Origin of the sequence: Gimesia sp. (genome assembly GCF_048260065.1) — a bacterium.
In the GTDB taxonomy this organism is placed as follows: domain Bacteria; phylum Planctomycetota; class Planctomycetia; order Planctomycetales; family Planctomycetaceae; genus Gimesia.
Genome location: NZ_JBLXHC010000005.1, coordinates 492,601 through 516,601, shown reverse-complemented (window position 1 = coordinate 516,601; position 24,001 = coordinate 492,601). Strand labels below are relative to the sequence as shown.

Sequence of the window (24,001 nt, the reverse complement as noted above, 5' to 3'; positions counted from 1 at the left end):
AACAGAGTTCAGAGAGACAGAGTACAAAATAGAGGAAGACTGGGGGACTAATACAACTCACACACCACACGAAAACCGACGTCGAAGAGACGGTAATCAGGAGTGTTCCAGTCACGGTCCGTAGAACGATTGAACAGAGCGTTGCGGAGCCACGACCCGCCACGCAAAACGCGACCAGAGCCGGATGAAGGGCCACTCGGATCAGCGGTAGGGGATTTTCTATAATAATCATCCCCGTACCAGTCCTGGCACCACTCCCACACATTTCCATGCATGTCGTATAGGCCAAATGCGTTTGACCTCTTCTGAGCAACTCTATGTGCAAATTTCTCATCGATATCGTATGCATTAACATCATACCAGGCATACTCACTCAGACTGCTCGCATCGTCTCCAAAACTGTAAACGGTTCTGGAGCCTGCACGACAGGCAAACTCCCACTCCGCTTCCGTCGGTAAACGATATGTTTTACCTTCTTTCTCACTCAGCTTGCGGCAATACTGGGTCGCTTCTTCCCAACTCACGTAACTCGCGGCATAATCGGCCCCTTCTCTAACATATTCCTTTCCTTTCCACGGTTCCGTGCCCATCACCGTTTTCCATTGTCGCTGGGTCACCTCGGATGTCGCCATATAAAATGGTCTGCTGAGCTTCACCCGATGTTCAGGGTGCACGTCTTCATAATATTCTGCCTTGCTATCAAAAAGCCGTGCAATCTCGTTTGCCAAGTTGCGACTACCCATCAGAAACTCGCCGGCGGGTATCTTTACCAGTTGCATACCGATGCTATTTGTAAACTGTTTTGGATCGATCTTTGTTCGCAAAACCCACTCCCCAGGGAAAAAGCCCTTCTGCTCGGGTGACTGCAAGGTCCCTAAATTGAGGCGGGCAAATCTTTTCGTTTCTGACTTGGCTTTGAAGATCAGCTGATCCAACGACAGATCATTTTGCGGTTGTTGCCACGCCTGCAACACATGGTAGAAGAACACGCCGTGTTTCAGATCGGGCCACTCATAAGCCTGTTGTCCTTCCGAGCAACTGAACAGAGCAACGACGCCTTTGGGCGGAGGCGTAATCTGGGGGCGCGTAACACTTTCCAGTCTGGCTTTGCTGGAACTGCGGCCCAGCTGGCTTTGTGGATCATTTCGGCAGGCATCCACCAGCAACAGCCGTTTACGAGCTTTTGTCTTCTCCAGGGCTTCATAGATCTCACTCAACGCAATCAATGTCTGGCGTTTTTCATCGTTTAAATCCGTATCAGCAGGACAGAAGTAATTCTCGTCCTCGCCTTTATATTGAACTCCGTGCCCAGCAAAGGCGACGATGATCGTATCTGACGCTTCCAGGGTTCCCAGGAGTAGTTTCAATTCGTCACGAATCTTGTCCGACTCCGGAATGTAGCGTAATTTCCCAAGCGTCTTCAAATCATCGTGCATCAGGACAACGTTGTCCTTGTCGTACCCCGAAGCAATCAGTGCTTTCTGGAACGCTAAAATGTCGTTGCGCGTGTAATTCAGTGGTTTGAGCTGTTTGACATCATAATCCTGTACAGCCACCAGAAAGGCGTAGTCCGTCGCCCGTGCAGAGGTCAAACCAGATAGAGTGAATAACACGATACCAGTTAAGGAAAGCAGATATTTTTGCATGGTCATGGATATTTCCTTTGTGGAAATCGAATAAAGCCAGGGCTAGAAACTATCATGGATTTCTGGAAAGGCGGATTCCGAAAAATGTAATTCCACCAGTGGTCAGGATAAATTCTATGCTACCAGGACTCTGGTTTGAAGATAAATACACCTAAAGTACACACAACCGTGTCATAATGAACTGATATCTAAAGACCATGGTTAAAAGCACAACTTGAATCACGTTGCAGTTATACTCTTGACTCAGATCTGAACAGCCCACTGCTGCCTTTAAGTTACTTCTCATATCTCACAACAATCACATCACGTACGTGGCCAATAAAACGCGTGACCTGCTTTGTTTTGGTACTGACCTCATCACCAAAACCGGTCCCACGGCTGGAAGCTTCATCATGGGGTTTGCGACTGCCTTCGCCCCAGGAAGCACTAAAGGCTGCTGAAATCTGACCGATACTCGTCGACGGCTTCAATTTCAACAAAGCCGTTGCCGTATCTGCATAGCCGGTGACTTTGAACTCGATTGATGTAGAACTATCTTTATGCCAGCCTTTAATCAGTCTGGTCGATTTGGCTGGAACAATCCAATAAGTCGATTTCGTTTTACTGAAACAGAAGTTATTAATCCCATCGATCGACAGATTGACGGCGGCCTCATGATCAGATTCATTGACCAGTCGCACCGCGTAGACTTCGTCTTTCTTGATTCCGACGAATGGTCGTCGTTTAGAATCCAGGGTTGCCGATCGTGCGACATAGTCATTTCCGTCTTTGACCAGGATTTCAACTGAGTAGGGTGACGATACCGTGGTAGCGATTCGGGTACCTCGCAGATTGACCTGGGGATTTTTGAGAGCGTCTTTGATTTTTCTGGAACGATCGAATGCACTGTCATTGGGCGGAGTTTTCACCGAGATCCCCAACATTCGAGGCACTGTCTCCTCACCAAAAACAAGACGCGGAAACTCAGCCAGTGTGGTTCCATCCGAATCGATTACCCGGGAGACGATTTTGACACCATAAGCGCCGGTTTCCTTATCAGTAAATCCTAAATAATTCCCCGTGACTTCAAATTTATATTCCTCAAAATTGACAGTAAGTCCTGTTTTTTGCAGGGCAGCTGACAATTGCAATTGGACATCAGGACCGCTGCTTCCCCGAACATTTGAGGCTGCCGTAAATCCCCCCACGGCGACGGCTCCTCCGCCCCGTTTGTCGACCAGCTTATAAATATCCTGGGCCAGTGCTGTCAGTTCGAGATGTAGTGCGTCCTCGGCTTGTGCGAAATTCGGAACCAGTATTGCGACCAGGCAAAACCCCATCCACATTCTCAAAATCGCCGATTTAATTAGAGACATTTTCTATTCCTTAATTACTTTTGACTTTATGCTGAACTTGATAATCTGTCATGGTTCATTTAATGCTGGACTGCAGTACCGATTCGTAGTTCGACGGCGACATCCTGATACAGGGATGTCCCATCCAGCGTCTCCCACTTTTCCCGCTTGATCGTTCCTGCCGGCTGCTGGGTCAATGTACCCAGACCAAGTTTAAGCAGTTCTCGATTTGCTTCGATTTTTGCTTGGAGAATTTCGACATTCTCGATCCCCAGTTCCAGGGCAATCTCCAGCGGCGCTAAATCGGCCAGATACTGACCAGCCACTTTTCCCACCGGCTCTGGAAATTCGGTTATCGGTTTCTTTGCATCTTCCTCGACCTGTAAAAACGGACCAGTCGCTTCCTGCAAAGCAGTCTGAAAGCGGCGTGAGTCCTGCTCCAGCCAGCGATCCATGACATCAGAAGGTGGGTAGAGCGATTTCACTTTATCTAAAATGGTCCCTCCCACAGCATTAGCCCCCCGTATTTCATCCTTGAGATTCGATATCATACCGTTCCGATGACAGCTCATACAGGAAAGTCCATTGATGATTGCCGGGGTTCCGGATACGGCGGCGGAATCGAAGACAACATCGGCTGGTGCCGGGATATCCAGACGGTTCCCCTGACCATCGGCTAACATATAGGCCTGCAAACCGTTGGGCAGGTTGAAAATGACTTCACCGCCGTCATGCAGGAAGGAGTGTCGGTTAAATTTGTTTCCCTCAAATTCAGGCCCCAACGGGAAACGGACTAAATCCCCGCGTGCGCGGCGTGGTTTGAAGTCATAGCTGATCCAGTAAGCCCCCGCCCCTGTTTTGTGTCGTTCGACCAATCGATTCTGTCGTGAAACTCCACTACGCCCGAAACCGGCCCTTCCTAAGCCGCCTGCTTTCCACCCATTCTGGTAGTTCTTGTGGAAGTCCACTTCCAGGCGCTGTTCTAAACCTTGAATAGTCTCGGGCAGATCAAGAATTGTGTGGTACAAGGGGGGCTGCGAAGCCATGAACACAAACCAGTCTGCTCTCACAAAGGGTAACGAACTTTCGGAGAGAAGTGCTAGGTCCTTCGCAATCTGTTGTGTCTCCTCGTCCTGGACATAATCGTATTTCAAACCGTAAGGATACTGTTTCAGTACTTCAAGCCAAATGTTGCGTTGGTCCCATCCCAGACGCCGGAGATCGACCACAAACACCGTTCCTTCACTACCAGGGACTGCTTGCGGAAGATGCATTGAACGCTGGTAGCTCAAACTATTTGCTACCTTCGACAGGGCCGCTTTGTACAATCGCAGGTCATACCCAGTGACTTTTTCGTTATTGTTATACAAATGGGTGAAGGTAAAAAATCGCAGAAACTTACGATCATCGGCTTTGGCCTGGAACAGGTAGTCCCGCATCGCTGATAAGATGGTTTTGGTTGAAATAAACTCTCGCATCCGGCGTTTGGGAAAAACAGCTCCCTGCTTGATCCACTCTTTCAGTATCAGCCGCTCGGCATTAGTGATTGAAGCTGCTTCCGCAGACCCTTCTTTCGGCATATAGGCGTTTTCGGGGTCTACAGACTGCCAGAGTTCCGACTGATCAGGATTTCCCGGCACCACGTAGTAGGCTTCGAATTCCTCTCCCCCATTATTGGCAGTCAGAGACTTGTGGTTGAGGACATCCAGCCCTTTAACAAGTTGCTCAACACCGTGGCAGCGATAGCAATGCGTCTTGAGCACGGCGAACGCTTTCAGGGATAATTCAGACTGGTTCTCAGCTGCCTGAGTGAACTGATTGCCCAACAGCAGAGCCAGTATTGTCAGAAAAAACGGTTTCATGTCAGGCCTCTTAGTCAGGTATTATGTTGTTGGTCTAACCAGGAAAACGCGATCCCTCGTAAAATCTTCCCGGGTTTTATTTATTTTTTGATAATAATTCTGGTGCGTTGGAATTTTGATATTGTTCACATAATAGTCTCAGCAGGGGGTAAACCCCCTGCATCCCCATTCAGAGAACAGAGTTCGGAGAGACAGAGTACAAAAAGAGGAAGACTGGGGGACTAATACAACTCACACACCACACGAAAACCGATACCGTCGCCACTCAAACCGCTTTTGTCGCCACGGAAACCGTGAAAACGGTATGAAGAAGAATTCTCCCGTTTAGAATCATTCCACGCCCCCCCTCGGAATACTCGACTTAAACCGATGATAGAAGGGCCGCTTGGGCCGCTTGGATCATCGTAGGGTGATTTTTCATAATAATCCTCCCCGTACCAGTCCTGACACCACTCCCGTACATTTCCATTCATGTCGTATAGTCCAAAGCGGTTTGCCCTCTTTTGCGCAACTTTGTGTGCATATCTCTCGCCAACATCGTTTGCGTTCTTATCATACCATGCATAATCTCCAAGACGACTGGCATCGTCACCAAAATTATACATCGTCGTCGAACCAGCTCGACACGCATACTCCCACTCCGCTTCCGTCGGTAAACGATACGTTTTCCCCTCTTTCTGACTCAGTTTGCGGCAATACCTGATCGCATCTCCCCAACTCATATTACTTGCGGGATAATTGCTTCCTTCCTTCACATAAGTCCCATCCATCCAAGGTTTTGTTCCCATCATTGCTTTCCATTGTTGCTGGGTCACCTCAGTTTTGGCCATATAAAAGGACTGCGAAATATGAACTGGATGTGGATGGCGGTCGGATAATAGCTTGTCTGAAGGGTCATCTGAGAGGTTCAAATTGAAACCCATCGTAAACTCACCCGCTGGAATCTTTACTAATTCCATCCCGATACTGTTGGTGAACTGTTTCTTTTCATCGTTGAGCGCTTGACGAGAAGCAGGTCCGGGAAAGACTAGAATTCGCCCTCGGATACTCCCGACCAGTTCGGGAAACTGCTCGACATTGTCACCATAGATGTCTGCCAGCAGATCGGGAACTTCCCCCTTCGTCCAGGCTACGAGTTCTGACCAGGTTAACGGGTCACTTTTCCGGAAGTCCGCTTTTCCATTCAGTCCTTCGATGATCGAATGAAAAAAGAGCCCGTGTTTGAGTTTCTCACTTTCGTAGGCACGCTGGCCGGAAGAGCAGCTAAACAAGGCCGCCACTCCCCCCGGTGGTTTTATCGTTTGAGGCCGGGTGACACTTTCGATCTTCACTTCGTTTGCGGAGCGGGAATTGTCGGATTGTGGATCGTTGCGGCAGGCATCCACCAACAACAGACGCGTGCCTGCATTGCAACCCTCAAGCTGTTGATAGATTTCCTTCAGGGAAATGAGTGTCTCCCGTTTTTTGAGTTTGGTATCCATGGGACAGAAGTAGGCTGAGTTTTCACCACGGAATTGCACCCCGTGACCGGCCAGCGCTACCAGTACAACATCCTGCTTCCGTTTATTCTTGAGCAGCCCCTCCAGTGTGGTCCGAATATTTTTAGAAGTCGGCAGATAGCGAAACTGTTTCGCCCCCTCTGTCTGTGTCATCAGCACCACACGCCGGAAGCCTTTATTTTTCAAGACCTTTGACAATTCGGTCGCATCAGGCTCAGCATACGGAAGTGGCCGCAGTTCGTTGGGATCGTACTGCTTTACCCCGACCACCAGGGCGTAATATCGTGGCGGCAGTTCTGAATCAGCCTTAATAGTAGAACCGGGCAGAAATAAAACACAGACTAAAACTACCAGCAATATACATCGAAACGCAGGTATGCTGTTTAATTTATTGCTCAGGGTTGATCCCATGTTCTCACCTTTTTGCTTGGAATATGCCTCAGTCCTGGGGGCTTGAGCTCGAAATTTCGCTGGCTGGTCACTGCCTTGGTCAATAACCACGCTGAAATTTTTTTGAGCTCGATAGAATGGCCAATTGACTACAAGACACCAGTATACAAGTTTCCCATGATGATTCAGCTATAATTAAGGCAGAATTGGCTCATTCTTATGAACATTCAACAACAGAGAGAGTTTTCTATGGCAGGGAAACGAATGAAATTGCGAGATCTTCCAGAAAATTAAAATATTTTCTAAAAATGAGATGACGAAAAAAGTAAATGGCAGAATGTGGGACAAACGGAAATCAAGTGGAACGTCGGAATTAGGAATTAAAATGGCGTACCCGCGTACCTTATAATAACCGTCATCCCGATTTAAGGATTTTCAGACCAAGGGAGGATAGGGCCTAATTCTCACTTGCCTCTGAACAACGTTCGGAGACGGTAAAGTTCACAATGTCTCGGACACTCTATCAACTTGAGAATCAATTACGCTTCATAATTAAAAGGGATTTTGCTAATTCTTCTGTCCCCTGTTTCTCTCCCCTATCGCTCTTCCCATTGAAAGTATTGACTTTCCAGATCAGATCATCGAATGAAAAGGAAAGATATGAATCGGGTGGATCATCAGAATTCTCTTACCGGACTTTTTAAATTATTGAAGGGATGCCAGAGAAAAGAGGCTGAGGCCTGGAACAAACTAGTTTAGATATATAGCCCTTAAGTTCGTGATTGGATTGGAAAAACGAATCTGTCACATGCTGACCGGGACGATATTTACCACGAGGTCTTTCTGACAGTTTTAAAATCTATCGGCGTGAAGAACTGGGAACAGCCTGAAGTGAATTTCACGGGTTGGCTGCGCGTAATCATGAAAAGTCGAATCATTGACCATTTTCGGTGGTTGAAAAAGAAGAGATTGTCCTTAATGGATGAGTAGTCCCTAGATCGGCAACTCACTCTCCGAAACTCGCACACCACTCCTCTCGACAAGAAATCTCTTCCGCACTGGTGGTACCAAGGGGTATTACCATCAATTGAACATATTCGCAGGAAATTGGGGAAAAGAACTTGGGATGCATTCAGGGGAGTTATCGTTGAAAAACGCTCTTCAAGTGAAGTGGGAAAAAGGTTAGGTCTTTCGGCTGCGGGAGTCCGAATGAGTAAGTCTCGTGTTCTAAGAAAATTGAAAGATCATGTGAAGCAGAAAAACGGGTAACTATCGAGGTACGATCTAAGGTTCTGAGATGACTATTTTTTGTCATTGAAAACGACTGTTTTGAAGTATTGAATTACAAGCCTGAAATTACTGTATTGAGATTGAGACCCTTATTTTTGGATAGAAATCGTGTAACGGAAATACTTTTTATAATCCGGTGGCAGGAAATTCTGAATTCAATCCTCTTCCGATGATAGATCCTGGAGTTCTGAAAACGGATGTTTTTTTCTGCTACAGGTAGAGCCCGTTGCATCATGAGTGATACAATAACCACTGCACGTTTGGTCTAATACTTAGTAAAACAACTAGAATGAGGTAACTCATGTCGGACGAACTCCTAATCGATCAATTCCTGGATGAATGGGAAGATCTGCAGGAGTCACCCATCCCACTTACATTGGATCAGTTCGTTAAGGAGAGGATGAAGGGAGCAGACAGCGAACTTATCAAATCCTTCCGTAAGCAGGCCGAGCAACTTGCATCAATAAACCGGCAACTGGACCAGCTCGCTGGTCCAGTGACAAGTGTAAACCATACGCTGAACGGGCATAGCGACGACTTACGGCTCTCATCATTGCAACCCGGGCTCGAACCTATTCCTGGCTACACACTCGTCTCCCGGCTTGGAAATGGTGGTTTCGGGGAGGTCTGGAAGGCCGAATCGCCAGGGGGATTTCACGTTGCTCTAAAGTTTGTGCAGATTGGCGGGCGTGTCGGTGAGATTGAAGAACGGTCACTCAACGTCATCAAGGACGTTCGGCATCCGAACCTGCTCTCAGTCTTCGGTACATGGCGAATCGGTGATTTACTGATCATCGCCACGGAACTTGCCGATCGAACGCTACTTGATCGGTTAGACGAAGCCCGAAAGGGAGGCCACAACGGCATTCCGAAGGAAGAACTCTTTGATTACCTTGCTGAAGCAGCCAAAGCAATCGACTTTCTCAATGACCCTGGTAAATCAGGACGGATACGGATTCAACACCGAGATATTAAGCCTCAGAACTTGCTGCTCTCCGGTGGTAGTGTCAAGGTCGGGGACTTCGGACTCGCAAGGTCAATGAAGTATGATGCCACGGGACACACCGGTAGTCTAACCTTCGCTTATGCTGCCCCGGAGTGTTTTGACGGGACTACATCCAACCGTAGCGATCAGTACTCGCTGGCAGTCACCTACTGCCTGCTCTGCGGCGGGCGGCTACCATTCGAGGGCTCTCAGGTCGAGATCATGAACGGGCATCGTAAAAAGCAGCCGGACCTCTCGATGGTCCCGGCCAACGAACGTCCCGCCATCGGCAAGGCACTTGCAAAGCGGCCTAAAGACCGCTGGAACTCGTGTACTGATTTTGTTCAAGCGCTAGCTGATTCTGTTTCTCAGTCGGGGATGCCGTCTCATTCATCGCTGGTCGCAACGGTTCAGTACCAACTTGCCGAACTTCCGAAAAAGTGGTTGTTCAGCGGCGCGGCGATCGCCTTCCTATTACTGTTCTGTCTGTCACTTCTGTTATTCTCGGGATATAAGCCAGACGAAAACGACCCATCGCAAGTCGGATCAAACGGAGCGTCCGTCGCAGGGTTGGTTGACGCTGATACAGCGACAAAGCCGATCACGTTGGCCATAATGGATTTCGACAACCATTCGCAGGACCGAAATCTCGATGGGTTTCGGCTTGGTTTTCGCGACATGCTCGTTACCAGCCTTTCACGCGTATCATCACTCAAGGTGCTTGAACGTGGGCGGCTGAAGGACTTGTTGGATGAACACGAACTAGCCAAGTCTCCCTTCATCGACCCTAAGGCGGCTGTTCGATTTGGCAAAGGCTTGTCGGCAAAACACGTATTGACCGGCTCCTATGTGATCGAGGGTAACGATATCCGGGTCGATGTTCGTCTCGTTTCAGTGGAAACCGGCGAAGTGATGCTTGCTGATGCCGTCACCGGCAAAAAGTCCAATATCTTTCTTTTGGAACAAGCTCTTAGTGCGAAAGTCTTGGCAGGACTTGACATCCAGGCATCCGAGGCAGAGCAAGTGGCCTTGAATGATCCGCAAACGAACGAGTTTGATGCGTTTCGATTGTACAGCGAAGCTCGTCTTGCCCAGTTGAAAGGGCAAAGCGAGAAAGCCGAGAAGCGTTTCAAAGAAGCGTTAGAACTCGATCCTGATTTTTCGCTCGCAGCACGCGAGTTAGACCGACTCGAATCAGCAGCCCTGTTCCGGCTCTCCGATGCTCAGCAAGAAAGAGCGAAAGCAGCGGGTGAGATTGGCCAGTTTCTTCAAGAGCATTGGAACAAACACCGAGAAATCGTAGAGCGAGATCTTGGAGACGCGGAGTATTTCGCAAGTATAATCGTTTTGGCCGCTCACGCTGGTTTGCTCGGTGACTTCGAGCGAGAGCGGCGACTGCTCATCACTTTCTGGAAACAATTTTCAGAATCCGTACCACCATCGCAAGCCCTTGTGATGGCACAAGAAATACGTGAGTCAATATCGACGGAGAGTAAGTTCTTCCAAGAGACAGTTGATTCAGGCGACTATAGCTTTCCGTTATTTGAATTCGGCAGTATGACACCAACAACAATGTACTTGAAGTCCGAATTGCAGAGACACTATCATTGGCCGAAGTGGTCTGTGATCTGGCCGTTCAGCGAGGATGCGAGGACTGCATTTGGTCAGGCAAATATCGCATCCATTCCACTGGCACGAGAATCTTGGAAGTCCTCGTTTGAAGCCGATCTGCCCTCAGACCCGCATGACTATCTAGAGGCAGTCATCGACTTTGGGAGCGTCCTAGAAGATCAGAGGAAGAATCCAGCACGCTTTATCGAAAACCTGCAAATCTATTTATCGATAGCACAATTCTATGGACGGTTGCCCGACTGTCCCAAGCCACTGGCCAAAGAGCTGCGCGATCTTCAAGGGCGTGTCCTGCGACTGCTTGACCGCGTCGATGTGAGCCAGATGGAACCAGCGGTTATCCAGAATGCACTTCCCGTATTGGAAAGAATCACCAGCATAGAAACCGATGCCACTAAGAGAGAACAAGCCGACAAACTCCTGGTTCGTTTTGTCCGCCAAGTCCGTGTCAATGAGGGCTTACCAGCAACTTCCGACGACAAGCCATACAACTTCTACGGTCAACCACTGGCGGGGTCACCCATCCTGGTAGTATGGCACGTTGGTGAACTCGGTGGATTCGACATCGCGCGGAACCGCATTGAAGATCACGTGCGAGAATCCTTAGGTGACGCCGTTCGTGCCCTGCCGGGTGACACGCTGTTCAACTTCCTTTGGGCAGGTTACGTCAATGAAGAGAAGGCTCAATCACTTTTCGAGGGGCCACGCGCCGCCGACACGATTGCCAAACAGAAAGGCCTCGGTTGGCTGAGTCAAAAAGCTCCAAGTGCGTTCGAAGAAACTCGGCCACTTGGGAAAGTCATCAAGACGATCACTCAGGACGGGAGCGAGCACGGGTTTGTAGTCATCATAGCTTTGAATGAAGATGTGAGCGTCCCCCAAGATACAATTAACTTCCTCTTGCGATCGAGATCCCCGCCTCGATTTCTGGTTGTAACCACGGACAAGCACAAACAACTGGCGCAGTTGGCGGCGGCGTCAAACGGTGTGGTGATCCTGCTGAAGGCGGAAGGAGGCTTTCTGGGCAGTGATAATGTTGTTGCCGAACCGTGGGACGTTTCCAATTAAAACCTTATACTCAAACTCGGTTTTCAGATTGGATCGAAGAACAATATTTAATCTAGACAGTCCAGCGACATCATCCTCCATTCGGGAAAATTTCACCGAGGCGATCACTGCCGCGTCTATGGTAAGAGACCAAGCTGGCCAGAAGCCAGGTGGGTAGCTCAAGGTCGTCTGCAATGATTGGCTTTGGTTGTACTTGGCATCCTATCTTTGTTTTATTTTGTGTGTTTTTCTGGCCCCTTCTTCAACCGGTTCTCGCTTTCTAGTTCGAGACGAGGGGAAGTGAGTAGTTTCTCCCGGAAACGAGTCCCCTGATTGGGAGAAAGATCCATGCTGAAGAAGATTGCTGCCTTGGCTGTTGTCGTTTCGATTTTGTCACAAGCGGGAACTACCCGCGCGGATGGCTGGTCCTGGAAGAATATCTTCGGGGGCCAAGACTATTATGGGGGTTCCAGCAATTACTTAGGACGAACAACGCCAAATATTTCCGGTGGATACAACTACATCGGATCAACTGGACAGTCGGTTGGCCAGTCCAGCCGTAACATCTTCGGTGGACAGAACTACCAGTTTGGCCAAACAAGTGGTTATAGCAGACCAAACGTGTTCGGTGGTCGTAACTACAACTTCGGCGGCTCGACCGGATACACGATGCCGAACACGTTTGGCGGTCAGAATTACAACTTCGGGGGGGGCCAGCGGCTACTCCGCCCCGAACCTCGGCGGGGGTTGGAACTGGTTCTCCAATTAGATTTTCCTCAGCGACCGGAATCTCGGAAGCCCTCTGACCTCTCTCGGTCGAGGGCTTCTTGCATTTCCACTCTAAGCGTCTGCAATTTTGCTTTTTCAGGAAAAACCCGGAATCCGGTGTCCCTCAAAACAACCTGCTCTCGCTTTCATGGAAGACACTAATTCAGCGTTTCTCAGAACTCTCAGCTTTGTATGGAGGAGAAGATCCATGTGTGGGAAAGCCATAGTTTTCTTGCTAACTCTTTTGATGTTGCTTCAAACCGGATGCAATCCTGGAACTAACAGTTTCTCTAAGAACAGTCATCCAGAAAATGCAGTGTTTACTCAATGGACACTTTTGATTTCTTACATCTCGGAGGAACTGTCATGAATAAGTACAGTTTTATCACTTCATTCGTAATCATTGCTACCGTTTTTGGAGCAGGTTTCTGGTTTGCCTACGGTGGTCAGTCTGGTACTAGTCATCCTCCAGTTCCACCAATCACACGTATCCATGCTCTGAGCGACCTAGCGACACTCCGAGTTCAGATTGCCGATTCCATATCAGGCAACAACGAGCACTGGGAAGTCAGTTGGATGTTGCACGGCGAGGCGGTATTGGGTGTTGATCTCTCCCTAGCCAGTTACACATCTGTTGATGCACAAAACCGTAAAGCTACACTGTCGCTCCCGGCCCCTCACGTCATTTCAAGCAAAGTGGATCATCATCGGTCAGCGGAGATAGGTGTGAAGCAAAAGACTTGGTTGCCTTCTCCTGGCCTGAAGAGTCTTCGTGATGAGGTGTGGCTACATGCTGATGAAAAAGTGGCCCGTCTTGCTAATCATGATGGGTACCTGCAAGCGACCAAGCTGCAAGCCGAGAGGGTTCTCTGTAAACTCTTTCAAGACGTCGACTGGAGCGTTTCCTATGAGTGGCAAACGGCAGTCGAACCGAGTGCCAAACCCATCCAGGTCGAAAGATAGATGCTAGTCCCATTACAGTCTACATGCGATACAACCCGCGTTCTTTAGACCCTCGTATAAAGAGCGAGGAAGCTATTTTTCTTCTTCCCCGAAAGAACGACTGAGGGACAGTCGAGCCTGGCGCCAGCGTCGTTTGACTGTCCGTTCAGAGACTTTCAACAGATTGGCGACTTCTGCTTGAGACATGCCTTGATAAAAAATCAACTCGAAGACCTCCCGCTCCTCATCGGCAAGTCTGCCAACACTTTCATGGAAGTCGACCATTTCAAGCTGACCGTAGACATCGGTCGCAGGGTCCGCTTGATCGTACAATGGACGCGCGTTTCCTTCTGGATCAACTTCACCAGGATCAGATTTGTGATTCCGTCCACGACCTTCCGGTCCGTAGAGACTTCGAGCCATGTCGATCAATTCACGCCTAATCTGGATCGCTGCCAAGCCATTGAAAGCTCTCTTGGATTCAGGCTTAACTGCCTTTAACGACCGATGAAGGCGAATTAGTGAGTTTTGAAGTACATCGTCTGTCTGATTCCAGCGGCCCACATGCGGTTTGGCAGCCAACATCCGACTTGCTATCCGGCGAAGTTGTCCCTGTGAGTGAACGATGAGTTCGTCAATTACCTCTTCATCCCCAGCACTCCAGCGATCCAACAAACCCTGAAGTCGTGTAGTGTACCCTTCTTGGTCAGTCATCGAACCTCCGAAACATGGAACACTCAAAATCTGTCTATGTGTTTTCCTAGATTATGAGGCTGTAGAGGCATAAAAGAAAGGGATACGCTTTCTGGTAGGCAGCACCTAACGTAGACTTCATTCTCGGACTGGCTGGTAAGATTTTCTTTCATTTAATTCTGGATTCACGCGTTTTCTCTGATAGATAAAAGAAAAGCCCGAGTGATTGAGAGAACGAACAGCCCAAGGAGCCCCGCCTGCCCTCACCTGGATCAAACCAAAATGAGGACAGCACAGGGCTGCAAGTTAACGCTTAGGGCGATTGTCTGGTATCCGGATCTCACCAGTCAGCAGCGATGAACCGACCAGCAAAAAACTCATCACGAGGAACACGCCCCAGCTCTCGGTCAGCAGTCCTAACAGTGTGGATACCCCCAGACTGCCAGTTAAATGAAACGCGTTCAATTTGTCTTTACTGTTGTAGGTCATGAAATCTCCCACAGGGTTGTATTAAATAGCCTGCACCTGACAGTGACGGCATTTTTAAGAAGCTCTTTCACTCCGATACTCAGGTGCCAACCCTCTGATCGGAAGTCAGACCGCGATGCCAGGCCTGACTCTGTTCGCTGAGCTGGGACATCAGGTCCCGGATGTGCGACACAGTATCAGTCAGGCCACCACACAGAGACTTCATTTGCGTCAGAACCTGCTCTGCTTCGACAGACGGCTTCTTTCCTGACGGAACCCGCTCAGTCACATGATTCTGCTTCTTCCGCGACTGAGCAGCTTGATGCGATACTGAAGTGGACTCAATCCGCACGGCATCAGACTGGGGCTGCAAGGCATCTGCCTGGGTCAGCAGTGCCCAGACGTAGATCCGGTGCTCATCCCGGCAGGAAGCTGGCGTATCCGATCCGCTCAGACTGATCTCCCGAAACCCCAACTGCAGAGCCCGCCTGAAATAATCCCGACTCGTATTTGCTCGCATACTTTCCCCGGATCGATCCGAGCGACACAAAACATAATCCCGCTGCTGCCCCTGCCCTGCTTCACGGGTCCGCACCGCAACCTCCCCGTTCAAGTCCAAGGTCACCTTTCCGGCATCATCCTGGTGAAACGGCTTGGGCTTCAGGACCGCACAGATAAACTCGGCATCTTCATCCGGGATTTGCAGGGAAGCGACTTCTTCGTAACGTTTATTGACCAGTTCCATTACATTGGGAAAACGGGCCTTCTCGTTGATCCGCAGCCAGATTGTCCACGGTCCCGATCGGAGTGCCATCCATTCCGGCGTCCTTCCGACCTCGACCGACTTCCCGCGGCGAAATTCTCGACTGCATAACAGACGATTAGCGGGTACCAGAATCTCCCCTTCCCAGGGGAACTTGAAACCATCCTGAACCAACAGCTGCCTGCCATCTGTGCTGATCACCTGCCCCTCAGAGCCCCGCAGTTGCAGATGATCCAATGCATATCGGGCTGAGTCAGTTGTCGCAGTCTCGCAGGCATCACCCAAGGCAACCATCAACTCAGATTCATTCTGTTCAAGTTGATCTGGTAGTTCCGGAAACTCCTTGCATTCCTCTACTGGATACTCAATGGACTGCGGAATCCCGGCCTCCTGCCACTCCGCACGGATCTTGTCATTTTCAACCTGCAGATGAACCGGATCTGATTTCACACCATGGCAACATCCTAACAGACCGAATGGTGAAACAAGCTGCTGGCTCTCCAGGCCTTCGAGAGGAAGACGATATTCCAACGCAATCTGCTTGTTTCGTGTTCGCATCCGCAGGCCATGCTGGTCGACCACAAACTCGACCGGCGGACCTGTTTGGCGACTGGTAATTCCCAGTCCACGACTGAAGACCGTTTTTAACTCTCGTATTAAAGAGCGGGATATAGTAATCATCGTTACTCCTGTGTGATCAGAAAAATGCCCACCCGGTAATAACCTCCGGATGGGCATGAAAAAACTGGTATTTGAACACCTTCACAGAACAGGCTGTTTTATCAGAGCGACATTCCGTTCCAGATCCGCCTGGTCCCAGTCCAGAATCTGTGGCGGTAGGTCATAGGGCTCGGGATCAAAACTGACAGTCATGGGGTCGGCAAGACTGAAACCACGAAACCGGACTTCCCGTAAATCTTCTCCCGTTGCCTGAGCGACCTGCTGGTCGAGTTGAGCTTGTATCATTTGCGTTGACTCCTGCTAAAAATGAGAAAACGCTGCCCCTCTCGGAGCAGCGTGAATACACACCGCCCTGGAGGGCACATAGAGGATTCTGCTACCGCGAATCGGTCAGCCAGTGGGTCTCCAACCACTCCCGTTCCGCGTGCAGGGCATCACTGCGATTTCGATAGGGTCCCAGTAACGGTCCCCCGACTGGAGACAGATCCGCAGTCCAGTTTCCCTGCAGATCCGGCTCGACATGAGAACCACGTTCAATTTGCAGCTGTCCTATGTCATGCAGATCCAGCGTTTCGTCATACAGGCACCGTACGGCGCCATTGGTTTGAATGAGTATTTGCATAGAGCCCCCTTTATTTGGGACGTCGCTGGATATTGCGGCGAGGCCGATCCACCAGCAACTGGTCCAGGTTGTGCTGCACTGTCGACATCTGAGAAGCCACTCGTTCGCGCACATCCTGGCTGTCGCGCAGTTGCTGGGGGTTCACACCGGTAATAATCTGCTGGGCGTTCACTACCAGTTCATCCAGCTGCTCATTCGAGCGAATATTGAGTTGGCGAAAGCGATCAAAGAAATCCGTCAGGTTGGTGACCGCAGTATCCCGAAAGACCTTGGGCTTCCCATCCTGTCGCCCCGTCAGCCGTTCTGTCAGGTGATCCACCATCTGCGTCAGCTCACTTAAGAATGCCTGCTCTGCCAGTTGCACGGCTTCGTCAAACCGGGACTGCACCCGCTGACACTCCTGCTCGTACAGCTCCGGATTCAGTTGCCGGAGGTAATTCGGCGGCTCTACGGACGGATAGTCGTGCTCAATCTCAAACATGCCGATCAGCGACGGTGGATAATCATCGGGATTGAATAATTCCCCCAGACGATCTCGGGCCGCATTACGCAGTTCTTCATAGTGCCGATCCAGCTCGTCGACCGCCTCGTCCAGTTCCTGGCGGAATCCAGCGATCGACTGATCGAAGGCCGTAATCTCATCCTGGCGGATCAGGCGAATCCCCGGTTCCGGAAAAGGAAGTGACACACCTTTCCAGTAAGCGATCGCACGCCCCCGGATCGCCGTGACGGCTTTGAATGCGGCATGGCGGGTATCCAGCAGCTTCTTACCGGCAGAGAGGTATTTTCCCTCGGCACCGAAGGAATCTGCGGCCTGGTTCTTCTGCTGGGCTGTCAGCGACTTTCTCACTCCCAGCCAGGTAAAGCTCAGTCGAGCTGCCGCCATGGAAGAACGCAGTCGCTCACTGGGAGTGATGGTTGTCTCAGGGGGAGCCTCTTCGAGTAATGTGGTCATATCAGTATCTCCAGAAACAAAACAAGCCGACGAATGACGCTACTTCGTCACTCACCGGCTTTTGTGGATTTGAATTTAAAAAGTGGATTTTAATTCTTGGACGCTCCGTGATTCACGCTGCGACGCGTGCGGGCTCGTTGCTGTGGTTTTCGGTAAATGCCTGGTTGATTCGCTGAGAGACAGCGACCACTGGCCCAGGACCGTAACTGACTGACTGATTCCGCTGCAGTCACGGCGACGGGAACGACGTTCTGAGCGGCCTGACGTAGAGGCAGATCAAGTAAGGCTGCCAGGCGGCAACAGGACTTGATCTCTGCACCGGTCCAGTCGGTGTCATCGGGAGCAGACTGGCTCGCGTCGATCTCGAACAGATCCCGGTAAAGTGTCCAGATCGCATCTTTCTCCTCACGATCGGGGAGATCCAGGAAAAACACGCCGTCAAAGCGTTCACTCCGACTGAATTCCGGAGGCAACCTGGAAACGTCATTCGCGGTACAGACTACGAACACGTCGGACTGATGATCGTTCAGCCACGACAAAAACACACCAAACATTCGCGATGCGACGCCGGAGTCGCCACTGCCGTTCATCCCGGCAAAGGCCTTCTCGACTTCGTCGATCATGGCAATACAGGGAGCCATTGCATCAATGACTTTCAGGGCATCCCGTGTGCGTTCCTCCGACTGTCCTACAAGCGAACCCATCAGGCTGCCAATGTCGAGATTGAGCACAGGACGCCCCACCTCCCTGCCGAGTGCCTTACAGAACTGTGACTTCCCACAGCCAGGTGGGGACAGCAGCAAAACGCCACGCGGGCGTTTCAGTGGATTCCCACGTTGGGGATGCAGCATGGCCCGTTTACAAAATGCCTTGAGCGCCGCCAGGCCTCCCAGGCTGCTGAAGTCATCGTTGCTACGGTACAGCGAAAGCAGACCGCTTTTTTTTAGCGTTTGGGTCTTTAATTCCCAGACGGCATCTGCAGTGATTCTCCCGTCCCGAACCAGTGATAGGCTGAACGCATTCTCCGCTTCCATACGGGTGAGTCCGGCTGCCGCATCCAGAATCACCTGTAACTCGGCTTCTTTAGGCAGTTCCCCCTCTTCCGTGGCGATCCCGCGAGCGATTTCTTCCAGTTCCTGCCGGTGAGGCAGATCATGTTCCATTACGACAAACATCCGTTCCAGCTCGATAGGGATTTGCACAACGGGCGACAGAATGATCACGATCGCGCGGTTCTGCTTACCGGTATTGATCTGCTGGGACAACGCCTGGACCACTTCTGCAGACTGCAGGAACCGGTGAAAGTTCTGCAGCACGAGAATGGCTGTTCCCTCAGGTGTGGCCAGGGCATTGATGGCCTTGATGGCTGATAGCGGATCAGTGCTGCTTCCCCCCTGCTCTGTCTGGCCGGGGACGCTGAGTCCCGTGTCAATATCCCAGGTTGCCAGTTGCCACTCTGAATCACGGCAGAGCTGAGTAATCTCCGTCAGAGCATCCTGGTGCTCATGGGACTGAATCCACAGTCCCGGGAAACAGGCCGCGACATGTTCGGCCAGTTTCTGAGTTAATGAAGTGGTGGTCGGCATAGCGACTCCTTATTAAGTGATTAAATGCAAAAGCCTCAGCAGAAGCCGGGGCATTGAGAAAACGAATGGCTGTTGAATGTGCGGAGCCTACCTGTCAGGTATGATCTTCCAGGTCTGCCAGCTGGCGTTCCATGCGGGCGATCCGCTCCTGAAGCTTCTCTACCTTGTGGAAGGCACGTTTCAGGCGCGTCATCCAGCGACCGAGGGCTTCCTGTTCTTTGGCCAGGTCTGCAGACTTCTTACGCATGCGGGTAATACGGCGTGCTTCGACAGCCGGATCTTCGCGTTGCTGCCGTTGGATCTGTCGACGGACCCTGGTCATCAACCACCTCCTTCCTGAAGGCGTTGCCGTTCATCTGCGACCTGAAAGAATTCCGGCGTGGTCCGTTCGCTGGTCCGTTTCCCCAGGGCCTCTTCAATGAACCGACTGGCTTCGCGACAACCTGCACCGGAAAAGCCCCTGGTCTCCACACGTGTCTGTCCGTCCGGGGTAACTGTGATCTCAATTGTCTGGTTCATACAGCACCTCCTACTTGAACCTTCAACTTGATCGATCCGTCAGCCAGAGCCTGCTCGGTCACCGTGTGCCCCTTACGACGCGCTTCGATACGTGTCTTCTCAACGGCATAAGCCTGGAGAAACCGGTCTAGGAGGCTCCGGTCCCCCCACCGCCCTTCGAAGTTGTCATACTGCAGCTGACCACTGGATGTGTCACAGACGACCGGGTACCGCCACTCCGGCAGTTCCACTCCCAATCCGGTAGCCTCGCTGCTAAAGAGTTTGAACGTGTCCTGGACTGGCTCCGGGAGTCTGAGCCGGTTACATGCAAAAGCGACAGCGACCGGGTCACGTACCTCGGTCTGAATCTGGACAATGTGCGACATAAAAGAACTCCTTCTGGAAAATGGGACGTGTAAAACAAAAAACGCCCTGAAATAGTCTTTAGAGAGACTATTCCAGAGCGATTAAAATGCTCTGAAACGATCACGAGTTGTGAGAGTGGAGACCAGAAACGATTGAACTGAACGTGTTCGTAGCAGGCTCAAGTCAGAGTAGGTTCCCGTCGGTAACAGTACCGGCAACAGGTTCAACGAATATCATCAAATTCCATGCTACTATTTCTAAGCTACAGGACGACGACTAGAGAAAAGTCGACTGAACCGGTCATAGAATAAATCCTAAGAAAGATGCAGAATTCGATCAGCTCATTGGTCACTGGGCTCATCGATTCGACTCACACAGTTAGCAGCAACTATAGAATAATAATGGTCGAGGCAGTTGTCTCATATTTGAATACGGGTCTCTGCTTCAGTGCGCAGACGAATTGGAGCTAGGGCTGGGTATTCCTGCCGGATCTCCGTATACAAATCACCGACAAATTTTGGTGCCCGTAGTGTGACAACGACTACGTAATCAAATCGTTCATGGGCTCCATTTCGACCAATCGCATGAAGCGTCATCAAAGGAGACTCAACCTTCTCGGCTCGTTTCGACTTTGACCGGCGAACGATCGATTCCCATTTGCAGTCCAGCCTCTTTTCTTTCTCGTTCCGATACGTATTCCCCGACTCACTAAGTGGCCACGCAGATTGCTTCCAATTACTGGCCAACAGCTGGTTGATCTCCGCTTCGTCATTGACCAAATGAAGTTGACGATTCTTAGCATTCACCCCTTTCGGGGGACGAAACTCGAACTTCTGTGCATTCGGATAAAACGTCTCTTCCAGACAACATGACGTGTAATCGCCGGGATGCATCGGCTCTACCGGCACTAACGTCGCTACAGTCCAATGCACGTAGATCATGCCCGGAATATCCACCCTGGATGGCCATGGAATCGGAAGCTTCGCCATCCGGGCTGGTAGGATATCGCCTTGAAATACAACTGTCACGGTGTGATCTTCACAGAGCAGGACGTCGTCAATCGTCTCACGGAGGCAACCGTGTCCAATCAAGCCGTCAGATTTCTGCGCATCAGTCGACTTTCCCGGATACTCTGCCGTATGTACCAACAAGGCCCGGCCCAATAATGCCGAGCTGCGTTCAAAGGAATCAATCGCTTGCGCATTCAAGCGGGAAGCGAGTGGCGATGCAAAACTTGTTCCCCACGAAAGCACCTTCTGGCCGGCAGTAGTTGACGCCAGATGAATAGGCATGTTCTCGCAACCACCAAATGCAACCAAATCAGGTTTCACTTTTCCGCACTCTCGACCAGGACCTCTGCAAGAGTATGCAGCGTGGACTGGGGATGCTGATTCCAGTGTAAATGCCCCGACCCCGAGACCATGCACCATATCCGATGGACTCTGAATCCGTTCTTCGCCAACTACGTCACCATCGTTTCCAACAGCAACGCAGAAGGACACCTTATGTGTCGCGGCCAATGTGTCCAAAACGTAGGTAAATCGAGAAAGTCTGTCGTCTTCGATCGGACCGCGTGGACCAAAACTGACATTGAAGACCTTAATATCGTTTCTTGCTGGAACAGCCTGCTCAATGACGTCGATTGCTTCATATAAGTCGACATCAAGCGGATCGGATGTGGGAAGCACTCGAAAGCTGACAACGTAGACTGGTGGAACTGGCAGCCGATCCTTAGCCTTGAAGGGGTTCAACGGACCATGAAGGATCGCGCCTGCAACTGCTGTCCCATGTGAGACACAATCAACGTCCTCGGAAGTTTTGATTGAGTTTGCATCATCCTGTTCTGCGTGCCCCGCAAGCAATGGTACGGTCACATCAATCCCGCCATCGAACATCCCGACTTTGATTGTGGAACGTGTTGTCGTTGAGGGTGGTTTCGGTGCATTCGCCTTCGGTGCGTGACGCAGACTACTCAAACCATCGAATTGCAAAGGGTGGACCGAACGAAGAGGATTCGCTCCGGCTAATTGACTAAGCGATGCACGGTTCAGAAAGCATGAGACAAACGTCGGCCCGCCGGGATAGGGACGGACTTTCGATTTTTCAACCTCGATGTTCGACCACTCGAACAACTCAAACAGAAATTCAAACTGACCATCCTTCATACTGCGGCTTGGATGCAGGATCAGTTCGACTCGCCCCTCGCTCCAGTTTTCGGCGAATCCTGCCAATTGCTCATCCTCAGTCAGCGTATCAAACCGCTCGATGCGTTGAATTTCTTGTCGAAACTTCCGAGGCAATGATGACTCGGCCCGATCAAGTTGCTGAATGAATCGGTTAAAGCCGCTTGGTGTACTCTGTACGAACACGAGTCTCGCATCAACGTCCGTTATGTCTTCTTTCTCCAACTGCTTTTCAATTCGAGTGGTCTGTGCTACTTCCTTAATTGGAGTGTGATATGTTCGTGAGCCGACGCTTCGCAATTCAGGGATTTCATCAAAAATTATAGCCGGGTCATATGATTTGGCAGTCACATCAGGATGAAGCCGCATACAAAACACGGCCTCATCAGAAATTTTCTTTTCCTCCGGTAGTGCTTCAAACGATTTGAGTGCGTTACCAACGCCTGATTTGATTCGGTCGCGTGCTTCTCCGTAGGATCGCGGTGGTTCAGGAGTCCGGCCGTTCAATTTCTTTTGAATCGGCTCGATATACTGCTCACCGTTTCCGAGAATCAATCGTTTCCGAGTATCAGCCATGCTGCACATCCTTATTCAAGTGGTGCTGGATCGTCGATGGACTCTTGTCCAACAACTCGGCCAATTCACGAACCTTGAACACACCTTTTGCCTTCGACTGAATTAACCGGATGAATTCTCCAATGTTTTTACTCGTCAGCCGCTCACTCAGTCGAAGCTGAATTTCCTCGATGAGGCTCCTAACTAAGATTTGTTCGGTTGCGAGATGATGCCGAACGGCGGCTGACATAAGTGAATCCAATTCGGAACCGCTTGCCCCCTCCAAGCTGCAAGCCACTGCGTGCAGAAACTCCGCTGGAAACTCGTCACTGAATCGGCGCCCCGACTGCCTGAGAATCTCAAATCGCTCGTCATCGCCTGGTAGAGGGATATCTAGAACAACATCAAATCTTCGAGCAATTGCACGGTCGAGTAGCTCGGGGTGGTTGGTTGCTGCAATCAGCACAGATTGCAGTGGCCAGTCTTCCAGTTCCTTAAGCAGTACGTTGACGATTCGCTTCAGCTCTCCAACTTCGGAAGCATCATCACGCCGCTTAGCAATCGCATCAAACTCATCGAGTAATAGCACACACGGTCGAGACCGTGCGTAGTCGAGTGTCCGGCGTAAGTTGAAGCCCGTCTTACCGAGTAAACTTGAAATCGAAGTAGAAAGATCGAGAGTCACAAATGGCAGACCCAGCTCGCGCGCTATCCACCGAGTCAGCATTGTCTTTCCGGTTCCCGGCCCCCCCGTCAAAAGCACGGAACCAGGTGGGAGAAAACCTTCTTCAAGGAGTCTTTGACAGTTCTTTCGTTGACCGACGAATTGGTCGACCCTTCTTAAAACTGAAGCGGGGAGTACAGGGGCTGGCGCATCATCGACAGATTCGGCTCGCACCAATGCAAATCCCTCTTCGGCATCCACTGGCGGTGGACCGCTGCCTCTCCATCGCATCCCATTTGGATTAGTAGAGTGTTCCGAGAGTAGTTGCCCCAGTTGTTGACACACATCCGGCGAGTCACTCTTGAGCGAGCGAATCGCTCGAACAAGAACAATTTCCAGCTTCTTCTGGTCACCCGATAACGCGGCCTCGGCGACCTTTGGTAACCACGATTTCTCACGGCCTGTTCGACCCACACTAAACCCCTCCACAATGTCGAACAGAGCATCATACGTAAATACCAACATAAATAACCCGCCTGTTCGATTACACTTCACATTATCGTCCTTTTCGAACA

General features: G+C 50.6%; 19 protein-coding genes. 3 read left to right on the top strand and 16 right to left on the bottom strand.

The features are described 5' to 3' along the window. Nucleotides 1–47: 47 nt before the first annotated feature. From ACN0YN_RS12740 to ACN0YN_RS12725, 4 genes are all read right to left on the bottom strand, one after another. Nucleotides 48–1,652, bottom strand: coding sequence for an SUMF1/EgtB/PvdO family nonheme iron enzyme (locus ACN0YN_RS12740; protein ID WP_417385388.1), 1,605 nt, complete (start codon nt 1,650–1,652; stop codon nt 48–50). A 269-nt stretch (nt 1,653–1,921) separates the two neighbouring features. Continuing rightward, nucleotides 1,922–3,001 (bottom strand): hypothetical protein, encoded by a 1,080-nt coding sequence (locus ACN0YN_RS12735; protein WP_417385387.1) that lies wholly within the window; start codon nt 2,999–3,001, stop codon nt 1,922–1,924. 59 nt (nt 3,002–3,060) lie between these two features. Further along, a complete protein-coding gene (locus ACN0YN_RS12730) occupies nt 3,061–4,842 on the bottom strand; it encodes a c-type cytochrome domain-containing protein (protein ID WP_417385386.1) in 1,782 nt (593 codons plus the stop codon). Between the two features lie 221 nt (nt 4,843–5,063). Then, complete coding sequence (locus ACN0YN_RS12725) at nt 5,064–6,752, bottom strand: SUMF1/EgtB/PvdO family nonheme iron enzyme (RefSeq protein WP_417385385.1); 1,689 nt, start codon at nt 6,750–6,752, stop codon at nt 5,064–5,066. Between the two features lie 765 nt (nt 6,753–7,517). On the opposite strand from ACN0YN_RS12725, the gene ACN0YN_RS12720 reads away from it, so the two are divergent. From ACN0YN_RS12720 to ACN0YN_RS12710, 3 genes are all read left to right on the top strand, one after another. Next, nucleotides 7,518–7,721, top strand: a complete 204-nt coding sequence (locus ACN0YN_RS12720) for an RNA polymerase sigma factor (RefSeq protein ID WP_417385411.1) — start codon at nt 7,518–7,520, stop codon at nt 7,719–7,721. Between the two features lie 601 nt (nt 7,722–8,322). Then, a complete protein-coding gene (locus ACN0YN_RS12715; RefSeq protein WP_417385384.1) occupies nt 8,323–11,703 on the top strand; it encodes a protein kinase domain-containing protein in 3,381 nt (1,126 codons plus the stop codon). A 1,113-nt stretch (nt 11,704–12,816) separates the two neighbouring features. Next, nucleotides 12,817–13,413, top strand: coding sequence for a DUF4230 domain-containing protein (locus ACN0YN_RS12710; protein WP_417385383.1), 597 nt, complete (start codon nt 12,817–12,819; stop codon nt 13,411–13,413). A 72-nt stretch (nt 13,414–13,485) separates the two neighbouring features. Here ACN0YN_RS12710 and ACN0YN_RS12705 read toward each other — a convergent pair whose 3' ends face one another. From ACN0YN_RS12705 to ACN0YN_RS12650, 12 genes are all read right to left on the bottom strand, one after another. Next, on the bottom strand, nt 13,486–14,106 hold the full coding sequence (locus tag ACN0YN_RS12705; protein WP_417385382.1) for an RNA polymerase sigma factor: 621 nt from the start codon (nt 14,104–14,106) through the stop codon (nt 13,486–13,488). A gap of 285 nt (nt 14,107–14,391) precedes the next feature. Continuing rightward, nucleotides 14,392–14,574, bottom strand: a complete 183-nt coding sequence (locus ACN0YN_RS12700; RefSeq protein WP_417385381.1) for a hypothetical protein — start codon at nt 14,572–14,574, stop codon at nt 14,392–14,394. A gap of 79 nt (nt 14,575–14,653) precedes the next feature. Further along, on the bottom strand, nt 14,654–15,997 hold the full coding sequence (locus ACN0YN_RS12695; protein WP_417385380.1) for a hypothetical protein: 1,344 nt from the start codon (nt 15,995–15,997) through the stop codon (nt 14,654–14,656). Nucleotides 15,998–16,078: 81 nt separating this feature from the next. Next, on the bottom strand, nt 16,079–16,282 hold the full coding sequence (locus ACN0YN_RS12690; RefSeq protein WP_417385379.1) for a hypothetical protein: 204 nt from the start codon (nt 16,280–16,282) through the stop codon (nt 16,079–16,081). A gap of 91 nt (nt 16,283–16,373) precedes the next feature. Further along, entirely contained in the window at nt 16,374–16,619 is a 246-nt protein-coding gene (locus ACN0YN_RS12685; RefSeq protein ID WP_417385378.1) for a hypothetical protein, read from the bottom strand. Nucleotides 16,620–16,629: 10 nt separating this feature from the next. After that, nucleotides 16,630–17,574: a hypothetical protein gene (locus ACN0YN_RS12680; protein ID WP_417385377.1), complete on the bottom strand. Its 945-nt coding sequence runs from the start codon at nt 17,572–17,574 to the stop codon at nt 16,630–16,632. Between the two features lie 89 nt (nt 17,575–17,663). Continuing rightward, the gene (locus ACN0YN_RS12675) at nt 17,664–19,160 is read right to left on the bottom strand and encodes an AAA family ATPase (protein WP_417385376.1); all 1,497 of its coding nucleotides are present in this window, start codon (nt 19,158–19,160) and stop codon (nt 17,664–17,666) included. 94 nt (nt 19,161–19,254) lie between these two features. Next, nucleotides 19,255–19,482, bottom strand: coding sequence for a hypothetical protein (locus ACN0YN_RS12670; RefSeq protein ID WP_417385375.1), 228 nt, complete (start codon nt 19,480–19,482; stop codon nt 19,255–19,257). After that, nucleotides 19,482–19,679, bottom strand: a complete 198-nt coding sequence (locus ACN0YN_RS12665; RefSeq protein ID WP_417385374.1) for a DUF2997 domain-containing protein — start codon at nt 19,677–19,679, stop codon at nt 19,482–19,484. The genes ACN0YN_RS12670 and ACN0YN_RS12665 overlap by 1 nt, the downstream gene beginning before the upstream one ends. Then, a complete protein-coding gene (locus tag ACN0YN_RS12660) occupies nt 19,676–20,044 on the bottom strand; it encodes a DUF1257 domain-containing protein (protein ID WP_417385373.1) in 369 nt (122 codons plus the stop codon). The genes ACN0YN_RS12665 and ACN0YN_RS12660 overlap by 4 nt, the downstream gene beginning before the upstream one ends. A gap of 399 nt (nt 20,045–20,443) precedes the next feature. Continuing rightward, nucleotides 20,444–22,783, bottom strand: a complete 2,340-nt coding sequence (locus tag ACN0YN_RS12655) for a S8 family peptidase (protein ID WP_417385372.1) — start codon at nt 22,781–22,783, stop codon at nt 20,444–20,446. Next, entirely contained in the window at nt 22,776–23,951 is a 1,176-nt protein-coding gene (locus ACN0YN_RS12650) for an AAA family ATPase (protein ID WP_417385371.1), read from the bottom strand. The genes ACN0YN_RS12655 and ACN0YN_RS12650 overlap by 8 nt, the downstream gene beginning before the upstream one ends. Between the last annotated feature and the right edge of the window lie 50 nt (nt 23,952–24,001).

What these genes read in the sequence shown, in the direction of transcription:
- ACN0YN_RS12740 (WP_417385388.1), bottom strand. Translation starts at nt 1,652, where the DNA reads ATGACCATGCAAAAATATCTGCTTTCCTTAACTGGTATCGTGTTATTC.
- ACN0YN_RS12735 (WP_417385387.1), bottom strand. Translation starts at nt 3,001, where the DNA reads ATGTCTCTAATTAAATCGGCGATTTTGAGAATGTGGATGGGGTTTTGC.
- ACN0YN_RS12730 (WP_417385386.1), bottom strand. Translation starts at nt 4,842, where the DNA reads ATGAAACCGTTTTTTCTGACAATACTGGCTCTGCTGTTGGGCAATCAG.
- ACN0YN_RS12725 (WP_417385385.1), bottom strand. Translation starts at nt 6,752, where the DNA reads ATGGGATCAACCCTGAGCAATAAATTAAACAGCATACCTGCGTTTCGA.
- ACN0YN_RS12715 (WP_417385384.1), top strand. Translation starts at nt 8,323, where the DNA reads ATGTCGGACGAACTCCTAATCGATCAATTCCTGGATGAATGGGAAGAT.
- ACN0YN_RS12710 (WP_417385383.1), top strand. Translation starts at nt 12,817, where the DNA reads ATGAATAAGTACAGTTTTATCACTTCATTCGTAATCATTGCTACCGTT.
- ACN0YN_RS12705 (WP_417385382.1), bottom strand. Translation starts at nt 14,106, where the DNA reads ATGACTGACCAAGAAGGGTACACTACACGACTTCAGGGTTTGTTGGAT.
- ACN0YN_RS12700 (WP_417385381.1), bottom strand. Translation starts at nt 14,574, where the DNA reads ATGACCTACAACAGTAAAGACAAATTGAACGCGTTTCATTTAACTGGC.
- ACN0YN_RS12695 (WP_417385380.1), bottom strand. Translation starts at nt 15,997, where the DNA reads ATGATTACTATATCCCGCTCTTTAATACGAGAGTTAAAAACGGTCTTC.
- ACN0YN_RS12690 (WP_417385379.1), bottom strand. Translation starts at nt 16,282, where the DNA reads ATGATACAAGCTCAACTCGACCAGCAGGTCGCTCAGGCAACGGGAGAA.
- ACN0YN_RS12685 (WP_417385378.1), bottom strand. Translation starts at nt 16,619, where the DNA reads ATGCAAATACTCATTCAAACCAATGGCGCCGTACGGTGCCTGTATGAC.
- ACN0YN_RS12680 (WP_417385377.1), bottom strand. Translation starts at nt 17,574, where the DNA reads ATGACCACATTACTCGAAGAGGCTCCCCCTGAGACAACCATCACTCCC.
- ACN0YN_RS12675 (WP_417385376.1), bottom strand. Translation starts at nt 19,160, where the DNA reads ATGCCGACCACCACTTCATTAACTCAGAAACTGGCCGAACATGTCGCG.
- ACN0YN_RS12670 (WP_417385375.1), bottom strand. Translation starts at nt 19,482, where the DNA reads ATGACCAGGGTCCGTCGACAGATCCAACGGCAGCAACGCGAAGATCCG.
- ACN0YN_RS12665 (WP_417385374.1), bottom strand. Translation starts at nt 19,679, where the DNA reads ATGAACCAGACAATTGAGATCACAGTTACCCCGGACGGACAGACACGT.
- ACN0YN_RS12660 (WP_417385373.1), bottom strand. Translation starts at nt 20,044, where the DNA reads ATGTCGCACATTGTCCAGATTCAGACCGAGGTACGTGACCCGGTCGCT.
- ACN0YN_RS12655 (WP_417385372.1), bottom strand. Translation starts at nt 22,783, where the DNA reads ATGGCTGATACTCGGAAACGATTGATTCTCGGAAACGGTGAGCAGTAT.
- ACN0YN_RS12650 (WP_417385371.1), bottom strand. Translation starts at nt 23,951, where the DNA reads ATGTTGGTATTTACGTATGATGCTCTGTTCGACATTGTGGAGGGGTTT.